At 40.7% G+C, this 25,660-nt stretch carries 20 protein-coding genes and 5 pseudogenes; 17 read left to right on the plus strand and 8 right to left on the minus strand.

The genetic code is table 11. From position 1 onward, the window contains the following. Nucleotides 1-152 precede the first annotated feature (152 nt). The 13 genes from uppS to tilS all read left to right on the plus strand — a co-directional run bounded on the left by uppS (nucleotide 153) and on the right by tilS (nucleotide 16,369). The gene (gene uppS / locus V3224_RS25525; protein WP_334473264.1) at nucleotides 153-908 is read left to right on the plus strand and encodes a polyprenyl diphosphate synthase; all 756 of its coding nucleotides are present in this window, start codon (nucleotides 153-155) and stop codon (nucleotides 906-908) included. A 9-nt stretch (nucleotides 909-917) separates the two neighbouring features. After that, nucleotides 918-1,772 (plus strand): phosphatidate cytidylyltransferase, encoded by an 855-nt coding sequence (gene cdsA, locus V3224_RS25530; RefSeq protein ID WP_334473265.1) that lies wholly within the window; start codon nucleotides 918-920, stop codon nucleotides 1,770-1,772. Nucleotides 1,773-1,784: 12 nt separating this feature from the next. Next, entirely contained in the window at nucleotides 1,785-3,140 is a 1,356-nt protein-coding gene (gene rseP, locus V3224_RS25535; RefSeq protein WP_334473872.1) for a sigma E protease regulator RseP, read from the plus strand. Between the two features lie 33 nt (nucleotides 3,141-3,173). Beyond that, a complete protein-coding gene (bamA, locus tag V3224_RS25540) occupies nucleotides 3,174-5,576 on the plus strand; it encodes an outer membrane protein assembly factor BamA (protein WP_334473267.1) in 2,403 nt (800 codons plus the stop codon). Nucleotides 5,577-5,636: 60 nt separating this feature from the next. Continuing rightward, entirely contained in the window at nucleotides 5,637-6,128 is a 492-nt protein-coding gene (locus V3224_RS25545) for an OmpH family outer membrane protein (RefSeq protein WP_334473269.1), read from the plus strand. 3 nt (nucleotides 6,129-6,131) lie between these two features. After that, a complete protein-coding gene (lpxD, locus tag V3224_RS25550) occupies nucleotides 6,132-7,160 on the plus strand; it encodes a UDP-3-O-(3-hydroxymyristoyl)glucosamine N-acyltransferase (protein WP_334473271.1) in 1,029 nt (342 codons plus the stop codon). A 113-nt stretch (nucleotides 7,161-7,273) separates the two neighbouring features. After that, complete coding sequence (gene fabZ / locus V3224_RS25555; RefSeq protein WP_032115732.1) at nucleotides 7,274-7,726, plus strand: 3-hydroxyacyl-ACP dehydratase FabZ; 453 nt, start codon at nucleotides 7,274-7,276, stop codon at nucleotides 7,724-7,726. 14 nt (nucleotides 7,727-7,740) lie between these two features. Then, nucleotides 7,741-8,535: an acyl-ACP--UDP-N-acetylglucosamine O-acyltransferase gene (gene lpxA, locus V3224_RS25560; RefSeq protein WP_334473273.1), complete on the plus strand. Its 795-nt coding sequence runs from the start codon at nucleotides 7,741-7,743 to the stop codon at nucleotides 8,533-8,535. Between the two features lie 49 nt (nucleotides 8,536-8,584). Beyond that, nucleotides 8,585-9,733: a lipid-A-disaccharide synthase gene (gene lpxB, locus V3224_RS25565; protein WP_334473874.1), complete on the plus strand. Its 1,149-nt coding sequence runs from the start codon at nucleotides 8,585-8,587 to the stop codon at nucleotides 9,731-9,733. Beyond that, on the plus strand, nucleotides 9,730-10,332 hold the full coding sequence (gene rnhB, locus V3224_RS25570) for a ribonuclease HII (RefSeq protein ID WP_334473275.1): 603 nt from the start codon (nucleotides 9,730-9,732) through the stop codon (nucleotides 10,330-10,332). The genes lpxB and rnhB overlap by 4 nt, the downstream gene beginning before the upstream one ends. A 4-nt stretch (nucleotides 10,333-10,336) precedes the next feature. After that, nucleotides 10,337-13,819, plus strand: a complete 3,483-nt coding sequence (gene dnaE / locus V3224_RS25575; RefSeq protein WP_334473277.1) for a DNA polymerase III subunit alpha — start codon at nucleotides 10,337-10,339, stop codon at nucleotides 13,817-13,819. 11 nt (nucleotides 13,820-13,830) lie between these two features. Next, nucleotides 13,831-14,790, plus strand: a complete 960-nt coding sequence (gene accA / locus V3224_RS25580) for an acetyl-CoA carboxylase carboxyl transferase subunit alpha (RefSeq protein WP_334473278.1) — start codon at nucleotides 13,831-13,833, stop codon at nucleotides 14,788-14,790. 235 nt (nucleotides 14,791-15,025) lie between these two features. Continuing rightward, nucleotides 15,026-16,369 (plus strand): tRNA lysidine(34) synthetase TilS, encoded by a 1,344-nt coding sequence (gene tilS / locus V3224_RS25585; protein ID WP_334473280.1) that lies wholly within the window; start codon nucleotides 15,026-15,028, stop codon nucleotides 16,367-16,369. A gap of 35 nt (nucleotides 16,370-16,404) precedes the next feature. On the opposite strand, the gene rof is transcribed toward tilS, so the two are convergent. After that, nucleotides 16,405-16,671 (minus strand): Rho-binding antiterminator, encoded by a 267-nt coding sequence (gene rof / locus V3224_RS25590; protein WP_334473281.1) that lies wholly within the window; start codon nucleotides 16,669-16,671, stop codon nucleotides 16,405-16,407. A gap of 268 nt (nucleotides 16,672-16,939) precedes the next feature. Here rof and V3224_RS25595 point away from each other — a divergent pair, with 268 nt between their 5' ends. Together V3224_RS25595 and V3224_RS25600 are read left to right on the plus strand one after the other, a co-directional pair. Further along, nucleotides 16,940-17,551, plus strand: a complete 612-nt coding sequence (locus V3224_RS25595) for a copper resistance protein NlpE N-terminal domain-containing protein (protein ID WP_334473283.1) — start codon at nucleotides 16,940-16,942, stop codon at nucleotides 17,549-17,551. A gap of 58 nt (nucleotides 17,552-17,609) precedes the next feature. After that, nucleotides 17,610-18,179 (plus strand): annotated as a pseudogene (locus V3224_RS25600) (IS256-like element ISEic2 family transposase); the annotation flags it as partial. A gap of 55 nt (nucleotides 18,180-18,234) precedes the next feature. Here the strand turns inward: V3224_RS25600 and V3224_RS25605 are convergent. The 5 genes and pseudogenes from V3224_RS25605 to V3224_RS25625 form a co-directional block, all read right to left on the minus strand. Then, nucleotides 18,235-18,501 (minus strand): annotated as a pseudogene (locus tag V3224_RS25605) (ATP-binding protein); the annotation flags it as partial. Nucleotides 18,502-18,569: 68 nt separating this feature from the next. Continuing rightward, nucleotides 18,570-19,330 (minus strand): annotated as a pseudogene (gene istB, locus V3224_RS25610) (IS21-like element helper ATPase IstB). Then, nucleotides 19,317-20,340 (minus strand): annotated as a pseudogene (gene istA, locus V3224_RS25615) (IS21 family transposase). The pseudogenes istB and istA overlap by 14 nt, the downstream one beginning before the upstream one ends. A 40-nt stretch (nucleotides 20,341-20,380) precedes the next feature. Next, nucleotides 20,381-20,926 carry an ATP-binding protein gene (locus V3224_RS25620; RefSeq protein ID WP_334473285.1) on the minus strand — a complete coding sequence of 182 codons (546 nt, stop codon included), beginning with the start codon at nucleotides 20,924-20,926 and terminating at the stop codon, nucleotides 20,381-20,383. Further along, complete coding sequence (locus V3224_RS25625; RefSeq protein WP_442891019.1) at nucleotides 20,923-21,504, minus strand: hypothetical protein; 582 nt, start codon at nucleotides 21,502-21,504, stop codon at nucleotides 20,923-20,925. Before V3224_RS25625 ends, V3224_RS25620 begins: the two co-directional genes overlap by 4 nt. A 55-nt stretch (nucleotides 21,505-21,559) precedes the next feature. On the opposite strand from V3224_RS25625, the gene V3224_RS25630 reads away from it, so the two are divergent. Continuing rightward, nucleotides 21,560-22,534: an IS701 family transposase gene (locus V3224_RS25630; protein WP_334473287.1), complete on the plus strand. Its 975-nt coding sequence runs from the start codon at nucleotides 21,560-21,562 to the stop codon at nucleotides 22,532-22,534. Here the strand turns inward: V3224_RS25630 and V3224_RS25635 are convergent. Beyond that, a pseudogene (locus V3224_RS25635) lies at nucleotides 22,530-23,012 on the minus strand (helix-turn-helix domain-containing protein); the annotation flags it as partial. The gene V3224_RS25630 and the pseudogene V3224_RS25635 sit on opposite strands and share 5 nt — an antisense overlap. A gap of 34 nt (nucleotides 23,013-23,046) precedes the next feature. Between V3224_RS25635 and V3224_RS25640 the strand changes: the two are divergent. After that, nucleotides 23,047-23,748 carry an IS256 family transposase gene (locus tag V3224_RS25640; RefSeq protein WP_442891021.1) on the plus strand — a complete coding sequence of 234 codons (702 nt, stop codon included), beginning with the start codon at nucleotides 23,047-23,049 and terminating at the stop codon, nucleotides 23,746-23,748. A gap of 164 nt (nucleotides 23,749-23,912) precedes the next feature. Here the strand turns inward: V3224_RS25640 and proS are convergent, their stop codons facing one another. After that, the gene (gene proS, locus V3224_RS25645) at nucleotides 23,913-25,628 is read right to left on the minus strand and encodes a proline--tRNA ligase (RefSeq protein ID WP_334473291.1); all 1,716 of its coding nucleotides are present in this window, start codon (nucleotides 25,626-25,628) and stop codon (nucleotides 23,913-23,915) included. Nucleotides 25,629-25,660: the final 32 nt, after the last annotated feature.

A 25,660-nucleotide genomic window follows, 5' to 3' on the forward strand; every position in this document is an offset into this window, starting at 1 on the left:
GTTAAGGATATCAAAAATGAATAAAGAGCTAACTATTAACTTATTAGTAAATATGGAAATTTTTTGATTCATCTTAAGTAATTTTATTTTTATTATCCAAAATAATTAAGCGCAATAGTTATGTAAGCTTATAGTAAAGGAACTTTTTTGGCATGAAACTTATGTATGATAATGATAGCTCACAGCAACGAATTCCGAGGCATGTTGCTATTATTATGGATGGTAATGGACGCTGGGCGAAGCAACATGGAAAGTTAAGAATTAAAGGGCATCTAGCAGGAACAGAAGCGGTACAAAAAGCGGTTAAATTTGCTGTTAAAAATGAGATTCAGTCTTTAACGCTCTATGCTTTTAGTAGTGAAAATTGGAATCGACCAGAAACTGAGGTTAGTGCTCTGATGGAACTTTTTACTTGGTTCCTGGATGATGAAGTTAAAAATTTAAATATTCATAATGTTAAATTAACGATTATTGGCGATATCATCCGATTTAAAACTAAATTACAAAATCGTATCAAACACGCGGTTGACTTAACCGCAAATAATACCGGATTACAACTCAATATTGCCGCTAATTATGGTGGTCGTTGGGATATTACCCATGCAATGGGACTTATTGCAGAGAAAATTAAAGCGGGTTCATTATTACCAGAAAATATTAACGAAGATACGGTAAATGAATTTATTAGTCTACATGATCAACCAACCGTTGATTTAGTTATTAGAACTGGGAGAGAATATCGCATCAGCAATTTTCTTTTATGGCAGATTGCTTATGCTGAATTTTATTTTACCGATGTGCTCTGGCCGGATTTTGATGAGGAAGCTTTCAAAAGTGCAATTGTGGCTTTTAATCAGCGTGAACGACGTTTTGGTAACACTGAGCCTGATGATATTAATGAAGAATAGGGGACTCTTTTGCTAAACTTAAATGCTCGTATCATAACAGCTATCATACTTATTCCATTAGTTATCGCGGCACTTTTTTTCTTACCTCCTAACTTGTTTGGTTATGTTATCATTGTTATTTGCTCGTTAGCTGCTTGGGAATGGAGCCAATTTATTGGCTGGACAGTACAGATTAAACGAATTATATCTGTTGTTTTATTTGGTATTTGTTTATTGGGTTTACAATTGTCATTTCAGGATCTCAGTCAATTAACAACAGAGCCTTTGATTTTTTATATTTTATCGGCTGGGTTAGTTTGGTGGTTAGTTGCGATAATATTGGTTGTCACTTTTCCTACTTCTGCTCGATTCTGGTCTCAGTCAGTAATATTAAAAATTTTGTTTGGTGTTTTAACCATTTTACCTTTTTATTGTGGCATGTTGGTGTTAAAAAGCGTCGATTATCATATTGACAATTTTATCGGTGCTTGGTGGGTGCTTTATGTCATGCTATTAGTTTGGAGTGCAGATAGTGGCGCTTATTTTTTTGGACATTTATTTGGTAAACATAAATTGGCGGCGAAGGTTTCTCCTGGTAAAACCTTGGAAGGTATGCTTGGTGGAATGCTGACAGCAGGTATTATAGCCTGGCTATTTAGTTTATTTGTTCCTGTTTTATTAATATCCAAGAATTTACTATTTTGTTCTGTTATTGTTGTAATTATTTCTGTTTTTGGTGATTTAACGGAAAGTATGTTTAAACGTCAGGCTGGCATCAAAGATAGTAGTCATTTAATTCCAGGACATGGTGGCGTATTAGATAGAATCGATAGTTTGACCTCGGCTATACCTGTTTTTGCAGGATTGACATTGTTATTTTTTTAGTTTTTAAGGTATATCATGGGATTTGTTTGGAGTTTAGCGGCATTTATTATTGCATTAGGTGTGCTAATTATCGTACATGAATTTGGCCATTTCTGTGTGGCTAGGCGCTGTGGTATTTATGTTGAGCGTTTCTCCATTGGTTTTGGAAAAGCCTTATGGCGTAAAGTCGATCGTCATGGTACAGAATTTGTTATCGCCCTGATCCCGTTAGGTGGCTATGTTAAAATGCTAGATGAGCGAGTAGCTGCTGTAGCACCAGAGCGTCGCCACTTTGCTTTTAATAATAAAACAGTAGGACAACGTGCTGCAGTGATTAGTGCGGGGCCAATAGCCAATTTTTTATTGGCAATATTTGTTTATTGGTTAGTTTTCATTATTGGTATCCCTTCCGTGCGCCCAGTCATTGAAGATATTCAGTCAAACTCGATTGCTGAGCAAGCAAATATTTCACCAGGTATGGAACTAAAATCAATAGATGGTATCGAAACCCCTGACTGGAACGCAGTTCGTCTCGCCTTAATTAGTAAAATTGGTGATGAAGAATTAAGCATGAAGGTTTTACCTATTGGAAATTCAACGCCGATAAAAAAAGTGATTGATTTGCGGGAATGGCATTTTGATCCAGAAACTCAGGATCCGGTTTTATCTTTAGGAATTATGCCAGTTAGTGCCAGGCAAGATCCCATTGTGCGTAATATTCAACCTGGCTCAGCGGCGGCATTATCAGGCTTACAAGTAGGAGACAGAATTGTAAAAGTGGGTGATCAGATAATAGATGTTTGGCATCCATTCACCTATTTTGTTCGGCAAAGTCCTAATATTCCATTGTTATTGACGATCGAAAGACAAGGTGAACAGCAGCAATTAACGTTAACACCAGAAGTAAAAACGATAGCTAAAGGGCGGCAAATTGGATTTGCCGGGCTTGAATTATCAGTAATACCACTTGCAGATGAGTATAAAATCACTCAGCAATATGGTCCGTTTTATGCGTTGTACCAGGCAACGGATAAAACTTGGCAGTTGATGAAGTTGACAGTTAGCATGATAGGTAAATTGGTCACTGGTGATATTAAACTCAATAATCTTAGTGGGCCTGTTTCTATTGCAAAAGGAGCCGGCATTTCCGCTGAGTCTGGGTTAGTGTATTATCTGATCTTTATTGCATTAATTAGTGTCAATTTAGGGCTCATTAACCTGTTTCCTTTGCCTGTATTAGATGGTGGGCACTTACTTTTCTTGTTAATCGAAAAGATTAAAGGAAAACCAGTGTCTGAGCGTGTACAAGACTTCAGCTATCGTATTGGTGCTATTGCATTGATATTATTAATGGGGCTTGTACTTTTCAATGATTTCTCTCGTCTTTAAGAGAGAGACTAGTTAGGAATACTCATAACAACAATGGCGATGAAAAAGTTGCTCATAGCATCGCTGCTATTTGGCAGCGCCACTGCATACGGTTCAGACGGGTTTGTAGTTCAAGATATTCATTTTGAAGGTCTTCAACGCGTCGCCGTTGGTGCAGCACTATTGAATATGCCTGTTCGGGTAGGAGATACGATTAATAATGACGATATAGGTCGTACTATTCGAGCGCTATTTTCAACGGGTAATTTCGAAGATGTTAGAGTTTTGCGTGATGGAAATACGCTTATAGTTCAAGTAAAAGAGCGGCCAACTATTGCAAGCATTACATTCTCTGGTAATAAGTCGGTTAAAGACGATTTATTAAAGCAAAATCTTGAGGCTTCCAATATTCGCGTTGGTGAAGCCCTCGATCGCACAAAACTGGCGAATATCGAAAAGGGTCTGGAAGATTTTTATTACAGTGTTGGTAAGTATAATGCGACAGTTAAAGCAGTAGTCACACCGCTACCGCGTAATCGTGTTGACTTAAAATTAATCTTTTCTGAAGGCGTTTCAGCTAAGATCCAACAGATTAATATCGTCGGTAATAAAGCATTTACCACGGGTGAATTGGTAAATCGTTTTCAATTACGTGATGATGTACCCTGGTGGAATTTTATTGCTGATCAAAAATATCAGAAACAAAAACTGGCAGGTGATTTAGAAACCCTACGCAGTTTTTATCTCGACCGAGGTTATGCCAAATTTAATATCGACTCAACTAATGTCAGTCTGACACCTGATAAGAAAGGTATTTATGTCACTATCAATGTGACAGAAGGCGATAAATATACCATATCCGGCGTTGAATTAAATGGCGAAACTGCTGGCCATTATGATGAAATCAACCAATTAATCACCATCAAACCTTCTTCGCTTTATAATGGTACTGAAGTTACTAACATGGAGAACAAAATTAAGGATCTCCTGGGTCGTTATGGTTATGCTTATCCTCGTGTTATTACCCAACCTGAAATCAATGATGAAGATAAAACCGTTAAACTGCATGTGAATGTTGATGCAGGTAGCCGTTTCTATGTTCGCCAAATCCGTTTTGTCGGCAATGATGTTAGTAAAGATTCTGTTTTACGTCGTGAGATGCGTCAGATGGAAGGCGCTTGGTTAGGCAATGATTTGGTTAACCTAGGCAAAGAACGATTAAATCGGACCGGTTTTTTCGAAATCGTTGATGTTGAAACGCAACGTGTACCTGGTACACCTGATCAAGTTGATGTGGTCTATAAAGTTAAAGAACGTAATACTGGCTCGATGAACTTCGGCATTGGTTTTGGTACTGAAAGTGGTATCAGTTTCCAAGTCGGTGTTCAACAAGAAAACTGGCTTGGTACTGGTAATGCTGTTGGTATTAGTGCAAGCAAGAATGATTATTCGACTTATGCGGAATTATCATTAACCGATCCTTATTTTACCGTTAATGGTGTCAGCTTGGGTGGCCGATTATTCTATAATGATTTTAGTGCCAAGGATGCTGATCTTTCACGCTATAATAATAAAACTTATGGTGTTGATAGTACCTTGAGTTTTCCTTTTAATGAAAATAATGCGTTTCGAATTGGGGCAGGTTTTGTTCATAACTCCCTGTCTGATATGAAAGCTCAAGTTGGAATGTGGCGTTATTTACAAAGTATGGGCGAAAATCCTAATTTTGATGATAAAGCGCGCTATAATGCTAATGATTTTACCCTTAATTTAGGTTGGACTTATAATAACCTAGATCGTGGTTTCTTCCCGACAGCGGGCAATAAAACTTCATTAAATAGTAAAATCACCATTCCTGGTTCTAATAATCAATACTATAAGATTCGGTTTGATACATCGCAATATTATCCCATTGATGAGGATAACAAATGGGTATTATTAGGCCGGGCACAGTTAGGTTATGGTAATGGTTTTGGTGGAAAAGAATTACCATTTTATGAAAACTTTTATGCTGGTGGTGCTGGTACGGTAGGTGGTTTTCGTTCCAATAATATCGGCCCTAAAGCAATTTATCTTGAAGAAAAAAATGGTGTAGTAAGTCCAAAATCCGGTAGTCCCTCAACGGATGCTGTTGGCGGCAATGCAATGGTAACAGCGTCATTAGAGTTAATTACGCCAACCCCGTTTATTGATGAAAAGTATGCTAATTCGATCAGAACTTCTTTCTTTATTGATGCGGGTACTGTTTGGGATTCGAATTGGAGTAACACCCCCGCAAGCTGGAGAGCAGGAATGCCTGACTATGGTAAGGCATCCAATATTCGAGTTTCGACAGGGATTGCATTACAATGGATGTCACCACTTGGTCCGCTGGTCTTTTCTTATGCCAAGCCAATAAAAGATTATGAAGGTGACAAATCTGAAGAGTTTCAGTTTAATATTGGTAGGACGTGGTAAAACGTCAATTCAATTCATCGATTCGCTTGTGGTCAGATCATAAGAGATAAGGAGTTTAGTGTGAAAAAATTGTTGTGTGCAGCAGGTTTAGGTTTGATTTTATCTGTATCTGCCAGTGCTTATGCAGAGAAAGTTGCCGTTATTAACGTCGGTGAAGTTTTTAAGAACATAGCAACCAGTAAAGCGGTAACTAAGCAACTTGAAAAAGAGTTCAAAGGACGCGCTAATGAGTTGCAAAATATGGAAAAAGATTTACAGGCTCGGGCAGAAAAATTGCAAAAAAGCGCCGCTAAGCCTAATGAAAAAGATCTTCAAGCGTTTGAGGCTAAGCGGAAAGATTTTCTTCAAAAAGCACAGCAATTTGAAAAAGATAACCAACGTCGTCAGCAAGAAGAGCGCAATAAAATATTGCAAACGATAAAGACCGCAACTAAAGCGGTTGCAGAAAAAGAGCGTTACGACGTGGTTGTTGACGTAAATGCGGTTCTCTATCCGGAAAACAGTTCTAGCCTGAAAAATATTACCGATCTGGTTATTAAAAAGGTTAAATAATAGATGGTTTCTATTCGATTAGCTGATTTAGCCCAGCAATTGGACGCGCAGCTACATGGTGATGGTAATATTACCATTACCGCTATTGCGCCTATGCATTTAGCGAAGGAAGGGCAAATTACTTTTTTATCGGATAGCCGTTACCTAACGCAATTGGCAAAATGCAAAGCTGCTGCTGTGGTATTAAAGCAAGAGGATCTAGCCGAGAGTAAAATAGCCGCATTAGTGGTTAAAGATCCTTATCTTGCCTATGCTCGATTAGCTCAAATTTTGGATACCACGCCAAAACCTGCACAAAATATCCATCCTTCAGCGGTTATTGCGGAAGATGTTAAGCTCGGCGAAGATGTTGCCATTGGTGCTAATGCCGTTATTGAGTCAGGGGCGACATTAGGTAATCAGGTTATTATTGGTGCAGGTTGCTTTATTGGTAAAAATGTCAAGATCGGTCAGTCTACGCGTTTATGGGCAAATGTTTCTGTCTATCATAGTGTCGAGATAGGTGAACAGTGTCTTATCCAATCTGGAACAGTTATTGGTTCAGATGGTTTTGGCTATGCAAATGAAAAAGGCCAATGGATAAAAATACCTCAATTAGGTACAGTTATTATTGGAAATAATGTTGAAATTGGTGCTTGTACCACCATTGACCGCGGTGCACTAGAGAATACAATAATTGGTAATGGGGTTATCATTGATAACCAATGTCAGATTGCTCACAATGTGATTATCGGTGATTATAGTGCTATTGCCGGTGGTGTTATTATGGCCGGTAGCCTGAAAATAGGCCAATATTGTATGATTGGTGGTGCCAGCGTGATCAATGGACATATGGAAATTTGTGATAAAGTTACTATAACCGGAATGGGAATGGTAATGCGTCCAATTAGTGAGCCGGGAATTTACTCTTCTGGCATTCCATTACTGCCAAATAAGGTTTGGCGAAAAACAGCCGCTTTAGTCATGAATATTAATGAAATGGCCAAGCGTATGAAGGCACTAGAACGTAAGGTATTTAGTAAAGATAACTAAATACTGCTGTGTAGATTTGTTAATTGCGGCCTGCAGATTACCTTATTGAGGGTTAAAGCAGGCCGCATTATTAATATATAATTTTTTAAATTTAAACAAGAAGAGTCTTTTCTATGAGTGATAAACATACTCTGGATATAGAAGAAATTTTAGGTTTGTTACCCCATCGCTATCCTTTTTTGTTAGTTGATCGTGTATTGGATTTTGAAGAAGGTAAATTTTTACGAGCAGTAAAAAATGTCTCTTTCAATGAACCTTTCTTTCAAGGTCATTTTCCGGGTAAACCAATATTTCCGGGGGTATTAATTCTTGAGGCAATGGCTCAGGCGGCTGGTATTTTAGCTTTCAAGAGTGTGGGAAAATTAGAGCCTGGCGAACTTTATTATTTTGCTGGTATTGACGAAGCAAGATTTAAACATCCGGTGCAACCTGGTGATCAGATGATTTTTGAGGTAACGTTTGTTAAAACTAAGCGTGGCTTGACGCGTTTTAAAGGTATTGCAAAAGTGGATGAAAAAGTTGTTTGTGAAGCGACAATGATGTGTGCTCGCAGCCAAGAAGCGTAAAAATGAGGGCTGATATGATTAATAAAACAGCGATTATTCATCCCTCTTCTATTATTGAAGGCGCGATTATCGGTGCAAATGTCCACATAGGCCCGTTTTGCTATATTGGTTCTCAGGTTGAAATTGGTGCAGATACCACACTGAAATCTCATGTGGTTGTCAATGGCAATACCAAAATTGGTTGTAATAACCAGATATTTCAGTTTGTCACGATAGGTGAAATTAATCAGGATCTAAAATACCAAGGAGAACCAACTCGAGTTGAGATTGGTGATCGCAATCGTATTAGGGAGAGTTGTACCATTCACCGTGGAACCCTACAAGGCGGAGGTTTAACCAAAATAGGTCATGATAATCTATTGATGGTAAATACCCATATAGCCCATGATTGTTTGCTAGGCAATTATTGTATAATTGCTAATAACGGTACGCTTGGTGGACATGTTAAACTAGATGATTATGCCATCATTGGTGGTATGAGTGCGGTGCATCAATTTTGCCAAATTGGTGCTCATGTTATGGTTGGTGGCTGCTCTGGTGTTGCCCAAGATGTTCCGCCTTATGTTATTGCGCAAGGTAATCATGCGACTCCTTATGGTGTGAATATTGAAGGTTTAAAACGTCGTGGCTTTGATAAAGAATCACTACATGCGATTAGGAATGCGTATAAAATCCTTTACCGATGTGGTAAAACGCTAGATGAAGCCAGACAAGAATTGGTCGTTCTAGGTGAAAAGAATCAACAGGTAAAAATACTGAGTGATTTTTTAGAAAATTCAGCGCAATCTAACCGCGGGATTATTCGTTAACAAGCAACCTGAATAGGAGAAATCTTTGGCGAATAGTCATCAAGTTGCAATTCAACAACGACCTTTGACTATTGGTCTCGTTGCAGGAGAAACATCAGGCGACATACTTGGTGCAGGTCTTATTCGTGCGCTAAAACAGCAAGTCCCTAATGCGCGTTTTGTTGGTGTCGCAGGCCCATTAATGCAAGCTGAGGGCTGTGAAGCCTGGTATGAAATGGAAGAGCTTGCTGTGATGGGGATTGTTGAAGTTTTGGGTCGACTAGCGCGATTATTAAAAATTCGAGCTGACCTAACTAAACGTTTCACTAAATTGCGACCTGATGTATTTGTTGGCATAGATGCGCCTGACTTTAATATTACCCTTGAGCGAAAATTAAAGCAAACAGGGGTCAAAACCATTCATTACGTCAGTCCTTCTGTTTGGGCGTGGAGACAAGATCGTGTTTTCAAGATAGGGGAGGCGACCGACCTGGTGCTTGCTTTGTTATCCTTCGAAAAAAGGTTTTATGACCGTTACAACATTCCCTGCCGTTTTATCGGCCATACGATGGCTGATATCATACCGCTACAGCCTGATAAACAGGCTGCCAGAGCACAACTAAATATAGCCCATGATGCTAAGTGTTTGGCCATTTTGCCGGGTAGCCGTCGGGCCGAAGTTGAAATGTTAAGTGCAGACTTTTTGCACGCAGCCCAAATTTTGCTAAAAGACTTTCCTCATTTGCAAATCTTAGTTCCTATCGTCAATCAACAGCGCCGGCAGCAGTTTGAGGCGATTTATCGTGAGATTTCTCCAACCTTACCACTGAAAATTTTAGATGGCCAAGCGCGGATAGCTATGATCGCAGCCGATGTAACTTTATTAGCTTCGGGAACAGCTTCATTAGAATGTATGTTAGCAAAATGTCCGATGGTAGTTGGATATCGAATGAAATCAGTGACTTATTGGCTAGCTAAACGTTTGGTTAAAACCCCTTTTATTTCATTGCCTAATTTATTGGCGGGCGAAGAATTGGTTAAAGAATATATTCAGCAAGATTGTCAACCAGAACAATTAGCTGGCTCACTTAAGTCTTTACTAATCGACGAAAAAAAGGTTGAGCAGCTAAAACAAACCTTCTTGCAACTACATGAAAGTATCCGTTGTCATGCTGATCAACAAGCGGCAGAGGCTGTCTTGGAGCTAAGTATAAAATGAATAATTTTATTTATCCTAAAGCAAAATTTATTGCGGGTGTTGATGAGGTTGGTCGAGGACCTTTAGTTGGAGCAGTAGTGACAGCCGCCGTGATTTTAGATCCCAAACAGCCAATAATAGGATTGGCGGATTCAAAAAAATTAACCGAAAAGCGGCGTAATGCACTTTATATTGAAATTCAAAACAAAGCATTGTGTTGGAGCATTGGGCGTGCAGAGCCTGAAGAGATTGATAAAATCAACATATTGCAGGCAACTTTTTTAGCCATGCGTAGGGCAGTGGCGGCACTTACCACTATGCCTGATTTTGTTTTGGTCGATGGCAATAAGAGCCCAGGCTTTGCTGTACCTTCTCAGGCGATTATTAAAGGTGATAGTTTGGTGCAGGAAATTAGTGCCGCGTCAATATTAGCGAAAGTGACCCGAGATAGGGAAATGCGCGAGTTAGATATCCTTTATCCAGAATATGGTTTTGCTCAACATAAAGGCTACCCAACAGCATTTCATTTAGAAAAACTGGCTCAGCATGGTGCAACACAGTTTCATCGCAAAAGTTTTGCGCCTGTTGGCCGAGTACTGAGTTGCAAAGAGTATAGCTAAGAAAATGGCCGAACCACGTTTTATACACTTACGCGTACATAGTGACTATTCCATTATTGATGGATTAGCAAAAATTAATCCACTCGTTAATCGAGTGGCAGAATTAGGTATGCCTGCAATGGCAATAACCGATTTTACCAATCTTTATGGTTTAATAAAATTTTATGGTGCGGCACATTCTGCCGGAGTGAAGCCAATTATTGGTGCAGATTTTTATCTAGAGAGTGAATTACTCGGCGATGAAGTTGCCCATTTGACTATCCTGGCCAGGGATAATAAAGGTTACCATAATCTAACCCTGCTTATTTCCGCAGCCTATCAAAAAGGCTATGGCGCGATCGGACCAACTATCAAACGAGACTGGCTAGTAACCCATAAAGAGGGACTATTATTACTCTCTGGTGGCTGCATGGGAGATGTGGGTAAATTTTTGTTGCGCGGAAATCAGCAACTAGTTGAACAATGTTTGGATTTTTATCAAACCCATTTCCCAGATAACTATTATCTAGAAATTGCCAGAACTGGACGGCCTGATGAAGAGAGTTATTTACATGCCGCTGTCCAATTGGCTGCACAAAAAGGTGTGCCAGTCGTTGCCACGAATAATGTACGCTTTATTAATAGCGATGATTTTGCTGCCCATGAAATACGGGTCGCGATCCATGATGGTTTTACACTCGCTGATCCGAAAAAACCAAAAAATTATAGTCCTCAGCAATATCTACGCAGTGAACAGGAAATGGTTGAGTTATTTGCCGACATTCCTGAGGCGTTGGAAAATAGTGTCGAAATTGCTAAGCGCTGTAATGTCATGATGCGTTTAGGCGAATATTTTTTGCCGCAATTCCCGACCGGCGATATGGTAACGGAAGATTTCCTGATCAAATGTGCAAAAGCCGGGTTAGAAGAGCGTTTACAATTTCTTTATCCCGACGAGAAGGAGAGAGCTGAGCGACGGGTTGAATATGATCAACGTTTAGATATCGAGTTACGAGTGATTAATCAGATGGGATTTCCTGGTTATTTTCTGATCGTAATGGAATTTATTCAATGGTCAAAAGATAACGCTATTCCGGTAGGCCCGGGACGAGGATCAGGCGCAGGCTCATTAGTCGCTTATGCATTAAAAATTACGGACTTGGATCCGCTTCAATTTGATCTGCTATTTGAGCGTTTTCTTAATCCTGAGCGTGTTTCCATGCCTGACTTTGATGTTGATTTTTGTATGGAAAAACGCGATCAGGTCATTGAACATGTGGCGCAAATGTATGGTCGTGATGCTGTCTCACAAATTATTACTTTTGGTACCATGGCCGCAAAAGCGGTTATTCGAGATGTTGGTCGGGTACTGGGGCATCCGTATGGATTTGTTGATCGTATCGCCAAATTAGTTCCGCCGGATCCCGGTATGACGCTTGAAAAAGCATTCGTTGTAGAACCACAATTGCAAGAAATTTATGATGCTGATGAAGAAGTTAAAGCATTAATAGACATGGCGCGCAAACTTGAAGGGGTGACACGTAATGCAGGTAAACATGCGGGTGGCGTAGTTATTGCGCCGACCAAAATAACAGATTTTGCCCCCCTTTATTGTGATCCTGAAGGACAAAATCCGCTTACCCAATTTGATAAAAATGATGTTGAATACGCCGGGCTGGTAAAATTTGATTTTCTTGGTCTAAGGACTTTGACAATTATTAGTTGGGCGTTAAATATGATTAATCAACGTCGGGCAAAACAAAATTTAGCGCCCATTGATATCGCGACCATCCCTCTCGATGATCAAAAATGTTTTGAACTATTACAACGGGCCGAAACGACAGCGGTATTCCAACTAGAATCTCGGGGTATGAAAGACTTGATTAAGCGATTACGCCCTGATTGCTTTGAAGATATGATTGCTCTGGTTGCACTTTTTCGTCCCGGCCCATTACAGTCAGGGATGGTGGATAATTTTATTGATCGTAAGCATGGACGAGAAGCCATCTCTTATCCTGATGTTGAATGGCAGCATGAATCATTACAACCGGTTTTAGAGCCTACCTACGGTATCATTCTTTATCAAGAACAAGTTATGCAGATTGCTCAGGTGCTTGCTGGTTATACGCTAGGGGGAGCAGATATGCTCCGTCGGGCGATGGGTAAGAAAAAGCCTGAAGAAATGGCACAACAGCGCTCAGTTTTTGAGGCAGGGGCGGTTAAAAATGGTATTGACGGTGAGTTAGGCATGAAAATCTTTGACCTGGTAGAAAAATTTGCCGGTTACGGATTTAATAAATCACATTCTGCTGCTTATGCCTTAGTTTCATACCAGACCCTTTGGTTAAAAACACATTATCCGGCTGAGTTTATGGCAGCAGTGATGACAGCGGATATGGATAATACCGAGAAAGTGGTTGGTTTAGTTGATGAATGTTGGCGTATGGAGTTGAAAGTATTGCCACCGGATATCAACAGTGGATTATATCATTTTCATGTCAATGATAGCGGTGAAATTGTTTATGGCATTGGCGCCATAAAAGGTGTTGGTGAAGGCCCAATAGAAGCTATTATTGAATCACGTCAAAAAGGTGGTTATTTTAAAGAAATTTTTGATCTTTGTGCACGGGTTGATACTAAAAAGCTTAATCGTCGCGTAATGGAAAAATTGATTATGTCCGGTGCTTTTGATCATTTAGGTCCGCACCGTGCTGCATTAATGTCTTCATTAGAAGATGCCTTAAAAGCGGCAGATCAACACGCTAAAGCTGAAGCAATTGGACAAACTGATATGTTTGGCGTATTAGCTGAAGCGACTGAGCAGGTTGAACAATCTTATGCTAGTGTAGCTAAATGGCCTGAACAGCTTATATTAGAAGGTGAACGCGAAACATTGGGTCTCTATTTAACGGGACATCCTATTACCGCTTATTTGTCTGAAATTGAACGTTATACTAGTGGATTAAGATTAAAGGATGTGAATCCAACGCCTCGAGGACAGATGTCAACGGTGGTTGGTTTAGCGCTGACCGCTAAAGTAGTAACCACTAAACGTGGCAACAGAATAGGTATATGTACTTTGGATGATCGCTCTGGACGCTTGGATATAATGTTATTTTCAGATGCGTTAGAAAAGTATCAGCATCTACTTGAGAAAGATAAAATATTAATTGCCACAGGTCAGGTCAGCTTTGATGATTTCAATGGTGGTAATAAAATGTCTGTTCGTGAACTGATGGATCTTAGTGAAGCTCGTGAGAAATATGCTAGAGGTATTGCTATTTCATTGACAGATAGACAAATTGATGACCAATTATTAAACCGTCTTCGTAGCACATTGGAACCTTATCGTTCAGGAACAATACCGGTTCATCTTTATTATCAGAAGAAAGACGCTCGCGCTAAATTAAAATTAGGCGTCACTTGGCGGGTTACTCCGACCGATAATCTTTTGACTGAGCTGCGAACTCTGCTAGGTAATCAGCAGGTAGAATTAGAATTTGACTAAATAGGAATATTATGAGCCTTAATTTTCTGGATTTTGAACAGCCGATTGCGCAGTTGGAAGCAAAAATAGACTCGTTAACGGCAGTAAATCGTCAGGATACCAAGCTAGATATTGACCTAGATGAAGAGGTCGCTAGACTTCGCGAAAAGAGTTTAGAGTTAACACGCAAAATTTTTTCTGACTTAGGTGCTTGGCAAATAGCACAACTTGCTCGTCACCCGATGCGACCTTACACTCTGGATTATGCTGGACGTATATTCACGCATTTCCAAGAGCTAGCGGGTGATCGTGCTTATGCTGATGATAAAGCCATTGTTGGTGGATTGGCTCGATTGGATGGGCGTCCAGTAATGATTATTGGTCATCAGAAAGGACGTGAAACTAAAGAAAAAATTCGGCGTAATTTTGGCATGCCAGCACCGGAAGGATACCGTAAGGCTTTACGATTAATGGAAATTGCTGAGCGTTTTAAGTTACCGATTATTACCTTTATCGATACACCGGGAGCTTATCCAGGAGTTGGAGCGGAAGAGCGCGGTCAGTCCGAATCGATTGCCCGTAATTTACGTGAAATGTCCCGACTCTCTGTTCCTATTATCTGTACTGTAATTGGTGAGGGCGGCTCTGGAGGGGCATTAGCGATTGGCGTTGGTGATAAAGTTAATATGCTGCAGTACAGTACTTATTCTGTCATTTCACCTGAGGGTTGTGCTTCTATTCTTTGGAAAAGTGCGGATAAAGCCCCATTAGCTGCAGAAGCGATGGGGATCACTGCTTCACGTTTAAAATCACTTAATCTGATTGACAACATTGTTGAAGAGCCGTTGGGTGGCGCGCATCGTAATTATGAACAAATTGCGCATAATCTTAAACAGCGTATTTTAAATGATTTGAGTGATATCGATGTATTTAGTCCTGAAGAGTTGAGAAACCGCCGTTATCAACGTTTAATGGAATTTGGTTATTGCTAATTTTACGCTAGCTAAGGTATAAAAATGGAAATAACTATCAATGGTTATTTCCATTTTTTAATATTTAAAATTTTTTCATCTTTGATCATCATCAGATATCATGATTAAAAAATTTATCCCTCAATTTATTTTTTAAATAAATTTTACTTAATACAATAAATTATATTAATACTAGTAATATAATAAGTAGAAAATAGAGCAATAAATAATTACGACAGAGGTAGTTATAATAATTATGAATGTTGATGAGGCTGCATTACTGAACCAAATTATAAAAACCATCGGCTCAACACGCCGAATATTGGTAGGCTTCAGTGGTGGACTAGATTCAACAGTTTTATTACATGCCTTAGTGTCATTACGTCAAATCACGGTGCTAAACCTTAATATCCGTGCGGTTTATATTCATCATGGACTTAATGATAAAGCTGATGATTGGGCTATCCATTGCCAGAAAGTTTGTTTCGACTGGCAGGTAGAGTTTTCTTCACAGCATGTTTATATCGACCCAACTAAAAAAGGGATAGAAGCAGCGGCGCGGGATGCACGATATCAAGTGTTTCGTGAAATACTATTACCTGAAGAAATTATTGTTACTGCCCAACATTTAGATGATCAAGCAGAAACTTTTTTATTAGCATTAAAACGGGGCAGTGGGCCAGCAGGTTTATCTGCGATGCCAATTTCTATTCCGTTTGCTGATACCAATTTAATTAGACCACTATTATCATTCAGCCGTCAGCAATTGGTTGTTTATGCTGAAAAAAAATCGCTTTCTTGGATAGAAGATGATAGTAATCAAGATCAGCGCTATGATCGTAATTTTTTACGTTTAGCTATAATGCCGCATTTTAACCGGCGTTGGCCGCATTTTTCACAAGCAGTGGCCAGAAGCGCCAGTTTGTGTGCAGAACAAGAAGCTTTACTCAATGAATTACTACAAGATTATTTATCTCAGCTAGTAACGGCAGAAGGAGCCTTGCAGCTTGATACTTTAGCAAGTTATTCTGAAATGAAACGTAACGCAATATTACGTCGTTGGTTGAGTTTACATCGAATTTTGATGCCTTCTCGTGTTCAATTAAAACAAATTTGGCAAGACGTGATCTGCGCGCGTCCAGATGCAGAGCCGCAATTTATATTAGCTAACAACAATGTTATTCGGCGCTTTAAACAACAGCTTTGGTTGCTGCCACAATTTAACGATCTCACTAAAATTTGTTTAGCGTGGCAGCTGCCTGCCGCGGTTAAATTGCCTGATAACTTAGGCACGCTAATAGTCACAGATAAGGGAACCGGATTCCGGGCGCCGTTACCAAATGAGCAGGTTACTATTCGATTTGGATTAAAAGGAAATATTAAAATTATTGGTCGTCAGCACGCCAGACCGAGTAAAAAGCTTTGGCAGGAGTTAGGTGTAGCGCCTTGGTTAAGGGAAAGAACGCCTTTAATTTATTATAATGATGAACTTATTGCGGCCGTTGGTGTATTTATTACTCAATCAGGACAATCTATTCAAGGCCAGTCTGAATTGAAAATAAAATGGATAACGGATAAAAAACCCTTACTTTTCAAGTAAGGGGTATTATTGTGCAAGTATAATCAAGATTTCTTTTATGAACCAGAATGATCAATAATGATGTCGCCAATTTCCGGATGACTAAAACTAACAATATGATCTAATCGCAGTTGTTTTTTTTCACTAGCAACATCAACAACCAGATATTCAACCTGTTTTTTTAACAGCAAATCAATTGCTTTGCCTTCAATAATTTCTCCATTATCCAGTTTTATGGTTAACTGAAGACTATGCTGACAAGCGAGTTCTAAATAATCATAGTCATCGCAGTTAATTGGTTTGTATTCAGTATCTTTAGACATAATCCCTCACCACTATTGTTAAGTGGCGGTTATTGCCGCCTTTGAATATTTGTAATTATAAGCATTTACTGATTAAAGTGCATAATAGCACCATACTTTTTTCAACCGAAGAGAGAAAAATTAGCATGACGCTTGCTAATATTTATTGTTCGTAATGAAAATCAATAAATGGTTTTAAATATTGTGTAACTAGGTAAAATGATTTAGCGAAAATAACCAAATGTTATTGTAATAGATCTATTTTATCGAATGGATTTTGGAGCGGATAATGAAGCGAAAAGTATTGAATATATTGCTCACAATGAGTGCGATGATCCTTGCTGGCTGTCAGCATAAATTGCCACAATCACAAAGCCAAACAATGGATAAAATTTATACTGGCGTACTCCCTTGTGCAGATTGTTCAGGTATTGAAACAACAGTTCTTTTCAATCCGAATGGTAAATTTATTGAGCAATTAACCTATTTGGGTAAGGAAGAACAAAAAAATACTTTTTTTACTACAGGAAATTGGACTAAAAAAGGCACTAAATTCTTTTTGATTGATTCTGATGAGCAAAAAACCTATTTTCAACCTAGCGTTGATGGTAAAAAAATAGAATATCTCGATCAGGAAGGAAATCGAATAGAAAGTAATTTAAATTATACCTTAGAGCAAGTAAAGCCAGATAAAAAGAGCGGGGAATATAGTTATATCGCTGACGCGGCATTATTTAAAGAGTGTAAAAGTGGACGTACTTACAGTGTGAGTAATATCGATTTAGAAAAAGGATATCTGGCAACCGGTATTGAAGCGGGTAAACCTGTTTATGTTGAAGTTGAGGGCTATTACACCATCCGCCCATCAATGGAAGATGGATTGTTTGGAGCCTGTACATAAATTTGTGTAATTGCCTGATTTTGATATGTTCAATCCAGCATCAAATGAAGGTTAATTTATGGACGAAAAACAATTGCAGGCTCTGGCTAATGAATTGGCCAAAAATCTCAAAACCCCTGACGATCTCAGCCAGTTCGATCGTCTGCTGAAGAAAATCAGCGTTGAGGCGGCTCTCAACGCCGAAATGTCCCACCATCTGGGCTACGATAAAAATCAGCCCAAACCGGGTGCCAACTCCCGCAACGGCTATTCCACAAAGACCGTTACCACCGGCGATGGTCCTCTGGAACTACGCACTCCGCGCGATCGTGACGGTTCTTTCGAACCGCAACTGGTGAAGAAAAACCAGACCCGGATCACCGGGATGGATAACCAGATTTTATCGTTGTACGCCAAAGGGATGACCACCCGCGAGATAGCGGCTGCGTTCAAAGAACTGTATGACGCGGATGTCTCACCGGCGCTGGTCTCGAAGGTCACCGATTCCGTGATGGAGCAGGTTACCGAATGGCAAAATCGCCCACTGGATGCAGTCTATCCTATTGTTTATCTTGACTGTATCGTCCTGAAGGTCCGGCAGGACAGTCGCGTCATCAATAAATCCGTGTTTCTGGCCCTGGGTGTCAATGCCAACTGAATTCTGATCCACTTTGCTAAAGTAAAACTGATCCACCCCCTTTAATTTACTCGCTAAGTTCCGGTTTCAATTTTTTATGTAGCTGACCGCTTTTTAGCTTGTCTTTTAACCGATAACTTTGTCCACTAATCTGTACAATATGTGCATGGTGCAGCAATCTATCCAGCATAGCCGCTGTTAGCGTCTCATCGTCACCAAATGTACTTGACCACTGAGCAAAAGACAGATTACTAGTTAAGAGCACACTACCCGCTTCATATCGCTTTGCCACCACCTGGAAGAACAGGTTTGCTTCTTCCTTGCCAAAAGGTAAATTGTCAACGATCACCGAAAACTGATCCACTTTTTAGCTAAATCCGATCAATCAAAATTGATCCACTTTTACTCAGTCATTGCTCCTGAGCGCCGCTTATCTTTCAATCGATAGCTTTCACCGCTTAATTGCAGTACATGCGAATGATGAAGTAAACGATCAAGCATAGCGGCAGTTAATGTTGCGTCATCAGCAAAAGCATTTGGCCATTGCCCAAATGATAAGTTACTCGTCAATATGACACTGCCATGCTCATAACGCTTGGCAATCACATTGAAAAACAGGTTTGCTTCTTCTCGCCCAAACGGCAGGTATCCAATCTCATCGATAATCAACAATTTCGGGGCATCACCGAACGTGATAGATATTGTTTGAGCTTATTTTGTCGTTTGGCAGTTGAGAGTTGCAACATCAGTTCAGCTGCCGTGGTAAAGCGGGTTTTCTTCTTGGCCTGTACTGCTTTTAATCCTAACCCAATAGCTAAATGCGTTTTGCCTACACCGCTTGGGCCAAGCAACACGACATTTTCATTACGTTCAATAAACGTTAATGCGCTTAATTCCTGTATGTGTTGTTTGGGGATCCCCGTTGCAAACTTAAAATCGAACGTATTAAGTTCTTTATGTGCTGGGAATCCTGCCATCCGACTCAAAAGATTACGGGTTCGTTCATCTCGTTGTTGTTGCTCACATTTTAATAGGGACAGTAAAAACTCTCCGTAGCTTTTGTCTTGGGCAATGCATTGTTCGGCAAGTGATGACCAATGAGTCGGAATAGAATTTAATTTCAATGACTCACACAGGTGTTCAATTTGTTCATGCAATAACATGTTCACCTCCCAGCAATGCTTCGTATACGCTGATTGAGTGTTGCAAACTGACAGATTCAAGGGGCGGTACGATACGGATATTAAGCGTATCAGTCTGCGGGATAGATTGGCAAACCCTTGCTGGTAAGGGTAGAAGATACTTAACTTCCTTAGCTAGTCTATCTGCTGGCTTCTCTAACGTTTCTCCATGAATCCGCTGATGGGCAACGCGTTGTAACCAGGGCCCCACTCTTGCATTAGCTATCTCAATATCCAGTTCAAGATTATGAGCACGAAGGTCGGTATTTAATGGTACGATAAAGCTGTTTTTTAAATAGTGGTTAAAGCGCTCTACTTTCCCTTTAGTTTTTGCCCTGTAGGGCTTGCAAGCACACAATTTAAACCCGTAATCTTTCGACATGTAATTTATGTTCACCTTCTGCATAAGCATCCCGTTCGATGATGAGGGATTTTGCGTTATCACACAATATTTCCTGTGGTACACCACCAAAATAGTCGAAAGCTTCTCGTAAACCTTGTTGCCAGGATTCTGCTCGTTCATTATCAAAGAACTTTACATAACTCGTACGCGAATAGCCTAGCGTTGCACCAAACGCTTTTAGTGATTTTTTACCTCGCCGGATGCTGGTGAAGTCGATTTGCATTTGTTGACCTGGCTGTGTTTCAAAACGGACGACAGCTTCGGGAACAATGCTTGGTTTAAATTGACAAACAAATCGGCGTAATTGAGCAATACCGCCTTGATAGCCGCTTTCAACTACTTCATCAAATAAGACTGTTGCAGGGATCCAATCAGGTTTAGCCAGTTCAATTCGATGAAGCAAATAAGGTTTAAAGGGTGCTAATTTAGTCGGTTGTTGACTTCTTTTAGCATAAGTTGGCATTGTCTGTTGTTGTAAATGATGTTTTACGGTGTTACGGGATATGCCCAATTCACGGGCAATTTTTCGAAGGCTTTGTCCTTGTGCAAAGCGAACATGAATATCCACAAATATCTCCTTGGTTAACATAAATTATCCGTACAAAAATGTGCGAATAATACCAAGTGGATCAGTTTTGCATGATCGGTGACAAATAGCCAACTTCATCGATAATCAATAGTCTAGGTTTACTGATAACTCGGGTAAGATATCCTTTAAGGTCACCTTGTCGATGAGAGGTAAGCAGCTGCAACATCATGTCCGCCGCAGTTAGAAAACGGATGCTTAATCCCTGCATCGCAGCCCTATAGCTGATGGCAGTAGCAAGGTGGGTCTTACCGACACCAGACGGACCTAGCAACACGATATTCTCCTGGTGCTCAATAAAAGCCAGTCCAGCCAGTTCCTGTATTTGGTTACGGGGAACACCGCTGGCATATTTGTAATCAAACTGCTCCAACGTCTTTATCACTGGCAGCCCAGATAAACGGAGTATCGTTTGACGCCGACGTTCAGTAAGTCCTTCATACTGGAGTCGAAAAACAGACTCTAGAAAGTCAGCGTGTGTACCGTTCTTGTCGACAGTTCCTTGCGCTACAGCTGGCCACTCTGTGCTTAGTCTGTCCAGTTTAAGCTGCTGGCAGAATTTTTCGATGCGTTCATACTGAAGACTCATATCGGCATCTCCAGAATCGACTGATAGACGGACAAAGGATGTTGTAGGCTCTCGATAGGAATGGGGCGAGTCTGATGTATCGGTAAAGGAAATGCTTGCATGACTTTGGGCAGCGGCAACAGTGCCAAGCGTTCTTGTAGCATGCGCTCTTCCGGCGATACACCCGTAGTGCCGTGTTTACGTACATTAGCTATTGTACTCAGCCAGTCTCCAATACGTGAGTTGGCGGCGGTAGCATCCAAAGTAAGCCCTGCCTGACGAAATGACGCGGTTAGTGGAACAATGAAACTGTTCTTAAGATAGTGATTAAAAGGTTCAACCTTACCTTTAGTCTTCGCCCTGTATGGACGGCAGACTTTCGGACTGAAAGCATATTTTTCGGCAAGCTTGATAAGCTGTGGGTTCCAGCGGTGTTTACCAGGACCATAAACATCACGCTCAATGATAATGGTCTTCGCATTATCAAATAGCAGCTGACGAGGGGTACCGCCAAAATACTGTAGGGCTGACTCAATCCCGTCGCCCCAGGCTGCTGAATTTTGACAGGTGTAAAACCTAACAAAACACGAGTTTCGCAATCTCCAAAAAAGAAGTATAAATTTAAAAACAAGAAAAAATCAGGGTGTTCATATTTTGTCGGGTTATCCATGTATTAAAGATATCTATAAAACATTCTTACAAGTAAGCAGTTTAAGATACTCTGGTTTAGCGTTATCAGAAGTAAGCCCATCGCCTTTATCTCATGACACTGTTAGCCGATGGCTAAAAAGTAGATGTTTTAGACCTAAAGACCTATGGCGATTAGTTGAACCTTCTATAGACAAAAAAAGCCCTTGCGTACTAATTGCCGATGATACATTGATTGCCAAAACACGTAGTAAAAAAATAGTGATGGTCCATTATCAATATTCAGGTAATGAACATGATGTTATTGCTGGCATAGGTTTAGTTAATTTGCTTTGGCATGATCTGACGAAGGTTGAATCAATTCCTATCAATTATCTTATTTATGATAAAGATTCTGATGGAAAAACAAAAAAGACGCACTTTTCCGAAATGCTCACTCTTGCTAAAAAAAGAGGGATCATGCCAGAAGCCGTAGTGATGGATGCTTGGTATTCTAGCCTGGATAACCTGAAATCAATTCGCTCTCATGGTTGGATCTGGGTAACCACGCTGAGGAAAAATAGGATTGTTAACCATAACAAACAACTGAACAAGTTAGACATCTCAGAAGAAGGAACGTCAATACACTTGCGAGGATATGGTTGGGTAACCGTTTTCAAATTTACAGCCAAAAACGGCCGTATTGATTACATAGTAACAAACAAAGAGAATCCCACCCGTCAATACGTCAAATCTATCATGGATGCCCGTTGGTCTGTTGAAGTTTATCATCGAGAAGTTAAACAAAACTGTGGTATTGAACGCTGTCAGGCTCGCACGAGCCGAGCGCAAAGAAATCATATTTTTCTCGCTATTTCTGCGTGGTTTGAACAACATAAACGTCGTATATCTGAAAAAATAACCCTTTATCAACAAAATTGGGACGTAATCAAAAGTGCTATTACTGAGCAAATCCGTGTTTTATTAGCGTACCCAAATTAGTTTTGTGCGAAACTCGTGCAAAAGTGGAGCGACTCCAGCCTAACGTGGCAACGAATGCCATCAAAGGATTCTTCCCCTGTCTGATAATCGTGAAGTCAACCTGCATCTGTTCACCGGGTTCAGTCTCAAAGCGGACAACATCTTCAATAACGGTTTTTTTCATAGGATGAAGAAAAGCGGTCAGCAAGCTATAGCTGCCTGTGTAGCCTCGTTCACGGATCTCCCGTAGCAATACGCAGGCCGGTATCCAATCAGGTCTGGCCGCCTCTACGCGTTTGAGAATATATACCTTGAAGGGATCCAACTTACCGGGTCTAGGCGCTCTCGATTTATAACGCATATTCGCCGCCGCTTCAGTGCTACGAAGATATCGCCTCCCGGTTACTCTTGAGCATGAAAGCCGTCGCGCAATCGCACGTATAGACATACCCTGGCGATGTAAAACAGAAATTTCCACTCTGATCTCCAATGTTATCATCGGCAGTACCTTAAAACTGCCATATTTACTCTTAGTGGATCAGTTTTACATTAGCAAGTGGATCATTTTTACATTGGTAGCGACACCTGGGTATCAACATCGAAGGTCAGAAAGAACTGTTGGGATTTGGCTGGCCGAAAACGAGGGCGCGAAGTTCTGGCTCAGTGTGCTGACAGAACTAAAAAACCGTGGTCTGAACGATATCCTCATCGCCTGTGTCGACGGTCTGAAAGGCTTTCCGGACGCCATCAACACCGTGTATCCGGAAGCCCGCATTCAGCTGTGCATCGTGCATATGGTGCGTAACAGCCTGCGGTTCGTTTCCTGGAAGGACTACAAAGCCGTCACTCGCGACCTGAAAGCCATCTATCAGGCTTCCACGGAAGAAGCAGGCCAGCAGGCGCTGGAAGCGTTCGCCAGCGCATGGGACAGCCGCTACCCGCAGATAAGCCGGAGCTGGCAGACAAACTGGGCCAACCTGGCGACGTTCTTCGCTTACCCGGCAGACATCCGCAAGGTGATCTACACAACGAATGCCATAGAGTCGCTGAACAGCGTGATCCGGCATGCCATCAAAAAGCGTAAGGTGTTCCCGACGGATGACGCAGTGAAAAAGGTGGTGTGGCTGGCAATCCAGGCGGCGTCACAGAAATGGACAATGCCGCTTAGGGACTGGCGTATGGCGATGAGCCGCTTTATTATCGAGTTCGGTGACCGCCTGGACGGTCACTACTGAGAAAAGGCATTTACACAGAATCGTGTACAGGGTCATTGTTGCAACCTTGATCCAGACCGCCGAGATTAAATTTGATAAACTGCGTACTTGTCACTCTCACTAATTATCAGATATATCAAATGCCCAGCTATTTTTAGCAGGGCATTTTGCATCAATAAAGCTGATTAGTTAAGTTTTGTTTTTAGAAAATCAACTATCTCAACAAGATCAATAAATTCTTTCTCATTATCTCGCCGCTGTTTATATTCAACCTTGTTGTCATCTAAATTACGATCACCGATCACGATGGTATGAGGTATTCCAATAAGCTCCATATCAGCAAACATCACACCAGGCCGTTCTTTGCGATCATCAAAAATGACATCAATGCCATTGGCTTGCAAATCACAGTAAAGTTTTTCAGCAACTTCTTTAACGCGATAGGATTTATGCATATTCATAGGCAAAATAGCAACTTGGAAAGGTGCGATCGCATCAGACCAAATAATTCCTTTATCATCATGGCTCTGTTCAATTGCTGCTACTACAATCCGAGTGACACCGATACCATAACATCCCATCGTTACCGTTTGATTATGGCCATCTTCATTTTGAACGCTGGCCTTCATTGCTTCAGAATATTTGGTTCCTAGTTGAAAAATGTGGCCAACTTCAATTCCACGTTTAATTTGAACAGTTCCTTTACCATCGGGACTAGGATCGCCATCGACTACATTGCGTAGATCATAAACGTCGGGTAAAGGTAGATCCCGTTGCCAATTGATACCAAAATAGTGTTTATGATCAATATTGGCGCCGGCACTAAAATCACTCATCACGGCAACGCTGCGGTCGATAATTGCTGGTATTGGCAAGTTAACCGGGCCTAATGAACCGGGACCTGCATGCAGGATTGCACGTATTTCTTCTTCTGTTGCGAATTTCAGTGGACTTGCAACCAGAGGATGTTTTTCTGCTTTGATCTCATTTAATTCATGATCACCACGGATCAATAAGCCAACAAGCTGATGACCACTCTCTTTTGCTGCACTGACAATTAGGGTTTTAACTGTTTTTTCAATAGGTAAATTATGTTGATTAACTAGCTCGGCAATAGTTTTGGCGTCAGGGGTATCTATAAGACGCATATCTTCAGCCGGTGCTGCACGTTCTTCCGTAAGACAAATTGCCTCTGCCAGCTCAATATTAGCGGCATAATCTGAAGCGGTAGAAAAAACAATATTATCTTCACCACTATCAGCAAATACCTGAAATTCATGCGAAGCATTGCCACCAATAGAGCCAGTATCTGCTTGTACTGCCCTAAAATTGAAGCCAATACGGGTAAAGATTGTACTATATGCCTTGTACATTGCATCGTAAGTTTGTTGCAGAGAGTTTTGATCGGTATGAAAAGAATAAGCGTCTTTCATAATAAACTCACGGGAGCGCATCACACCAAAACGTGGCCTTACTTCATCACGAAATTTTGTTTGGATTTGGTAAAGGTTTAACGGCAGCTGCTTATAAGAAGTCACTTCATTACGAATAAGATCGGTAATTACCTCTTCATGAGTCGGGCCCAACACAAAAGGTCGTTCACCACGATCAACAAAACGAAGTAACTCTGGGCCATATTGCTCCCAACGCCCACTTTCTTGCCATAAATCTGCTGGCTGAACTATCGGCATGGAAATCTCAATTGCACCCGCGCGATTCATTTCTTCACGAATAATGTTCTCAACTTTGCGCAGCACACGAACACCGGTTGGTAGCCAGTCATATAGCCCTGAAGCAAGTTTACGGATCATACCTGCGCGAAGCATCAGCTTATGACTGATCACTTCTGCGTCGGCGGGAGTCTCTTTTAAAGTAGAGAGAAGATATTGGCTTGTACGCATTATTAGCTTCCATCAACAACGAATTACTTCCA

The organism is Arsenophonus sp. PmNCSU2021_1, from assembly GCF_036919435.1.
GTDB classification, from domain to species: domain Bacteria; phylum Pseudomonadota; class Gammaproteobacteria; order Enterobacterales; family Enterobacteriaceae; genus Arsenophonus; species Arsenophonus nilaparvatae.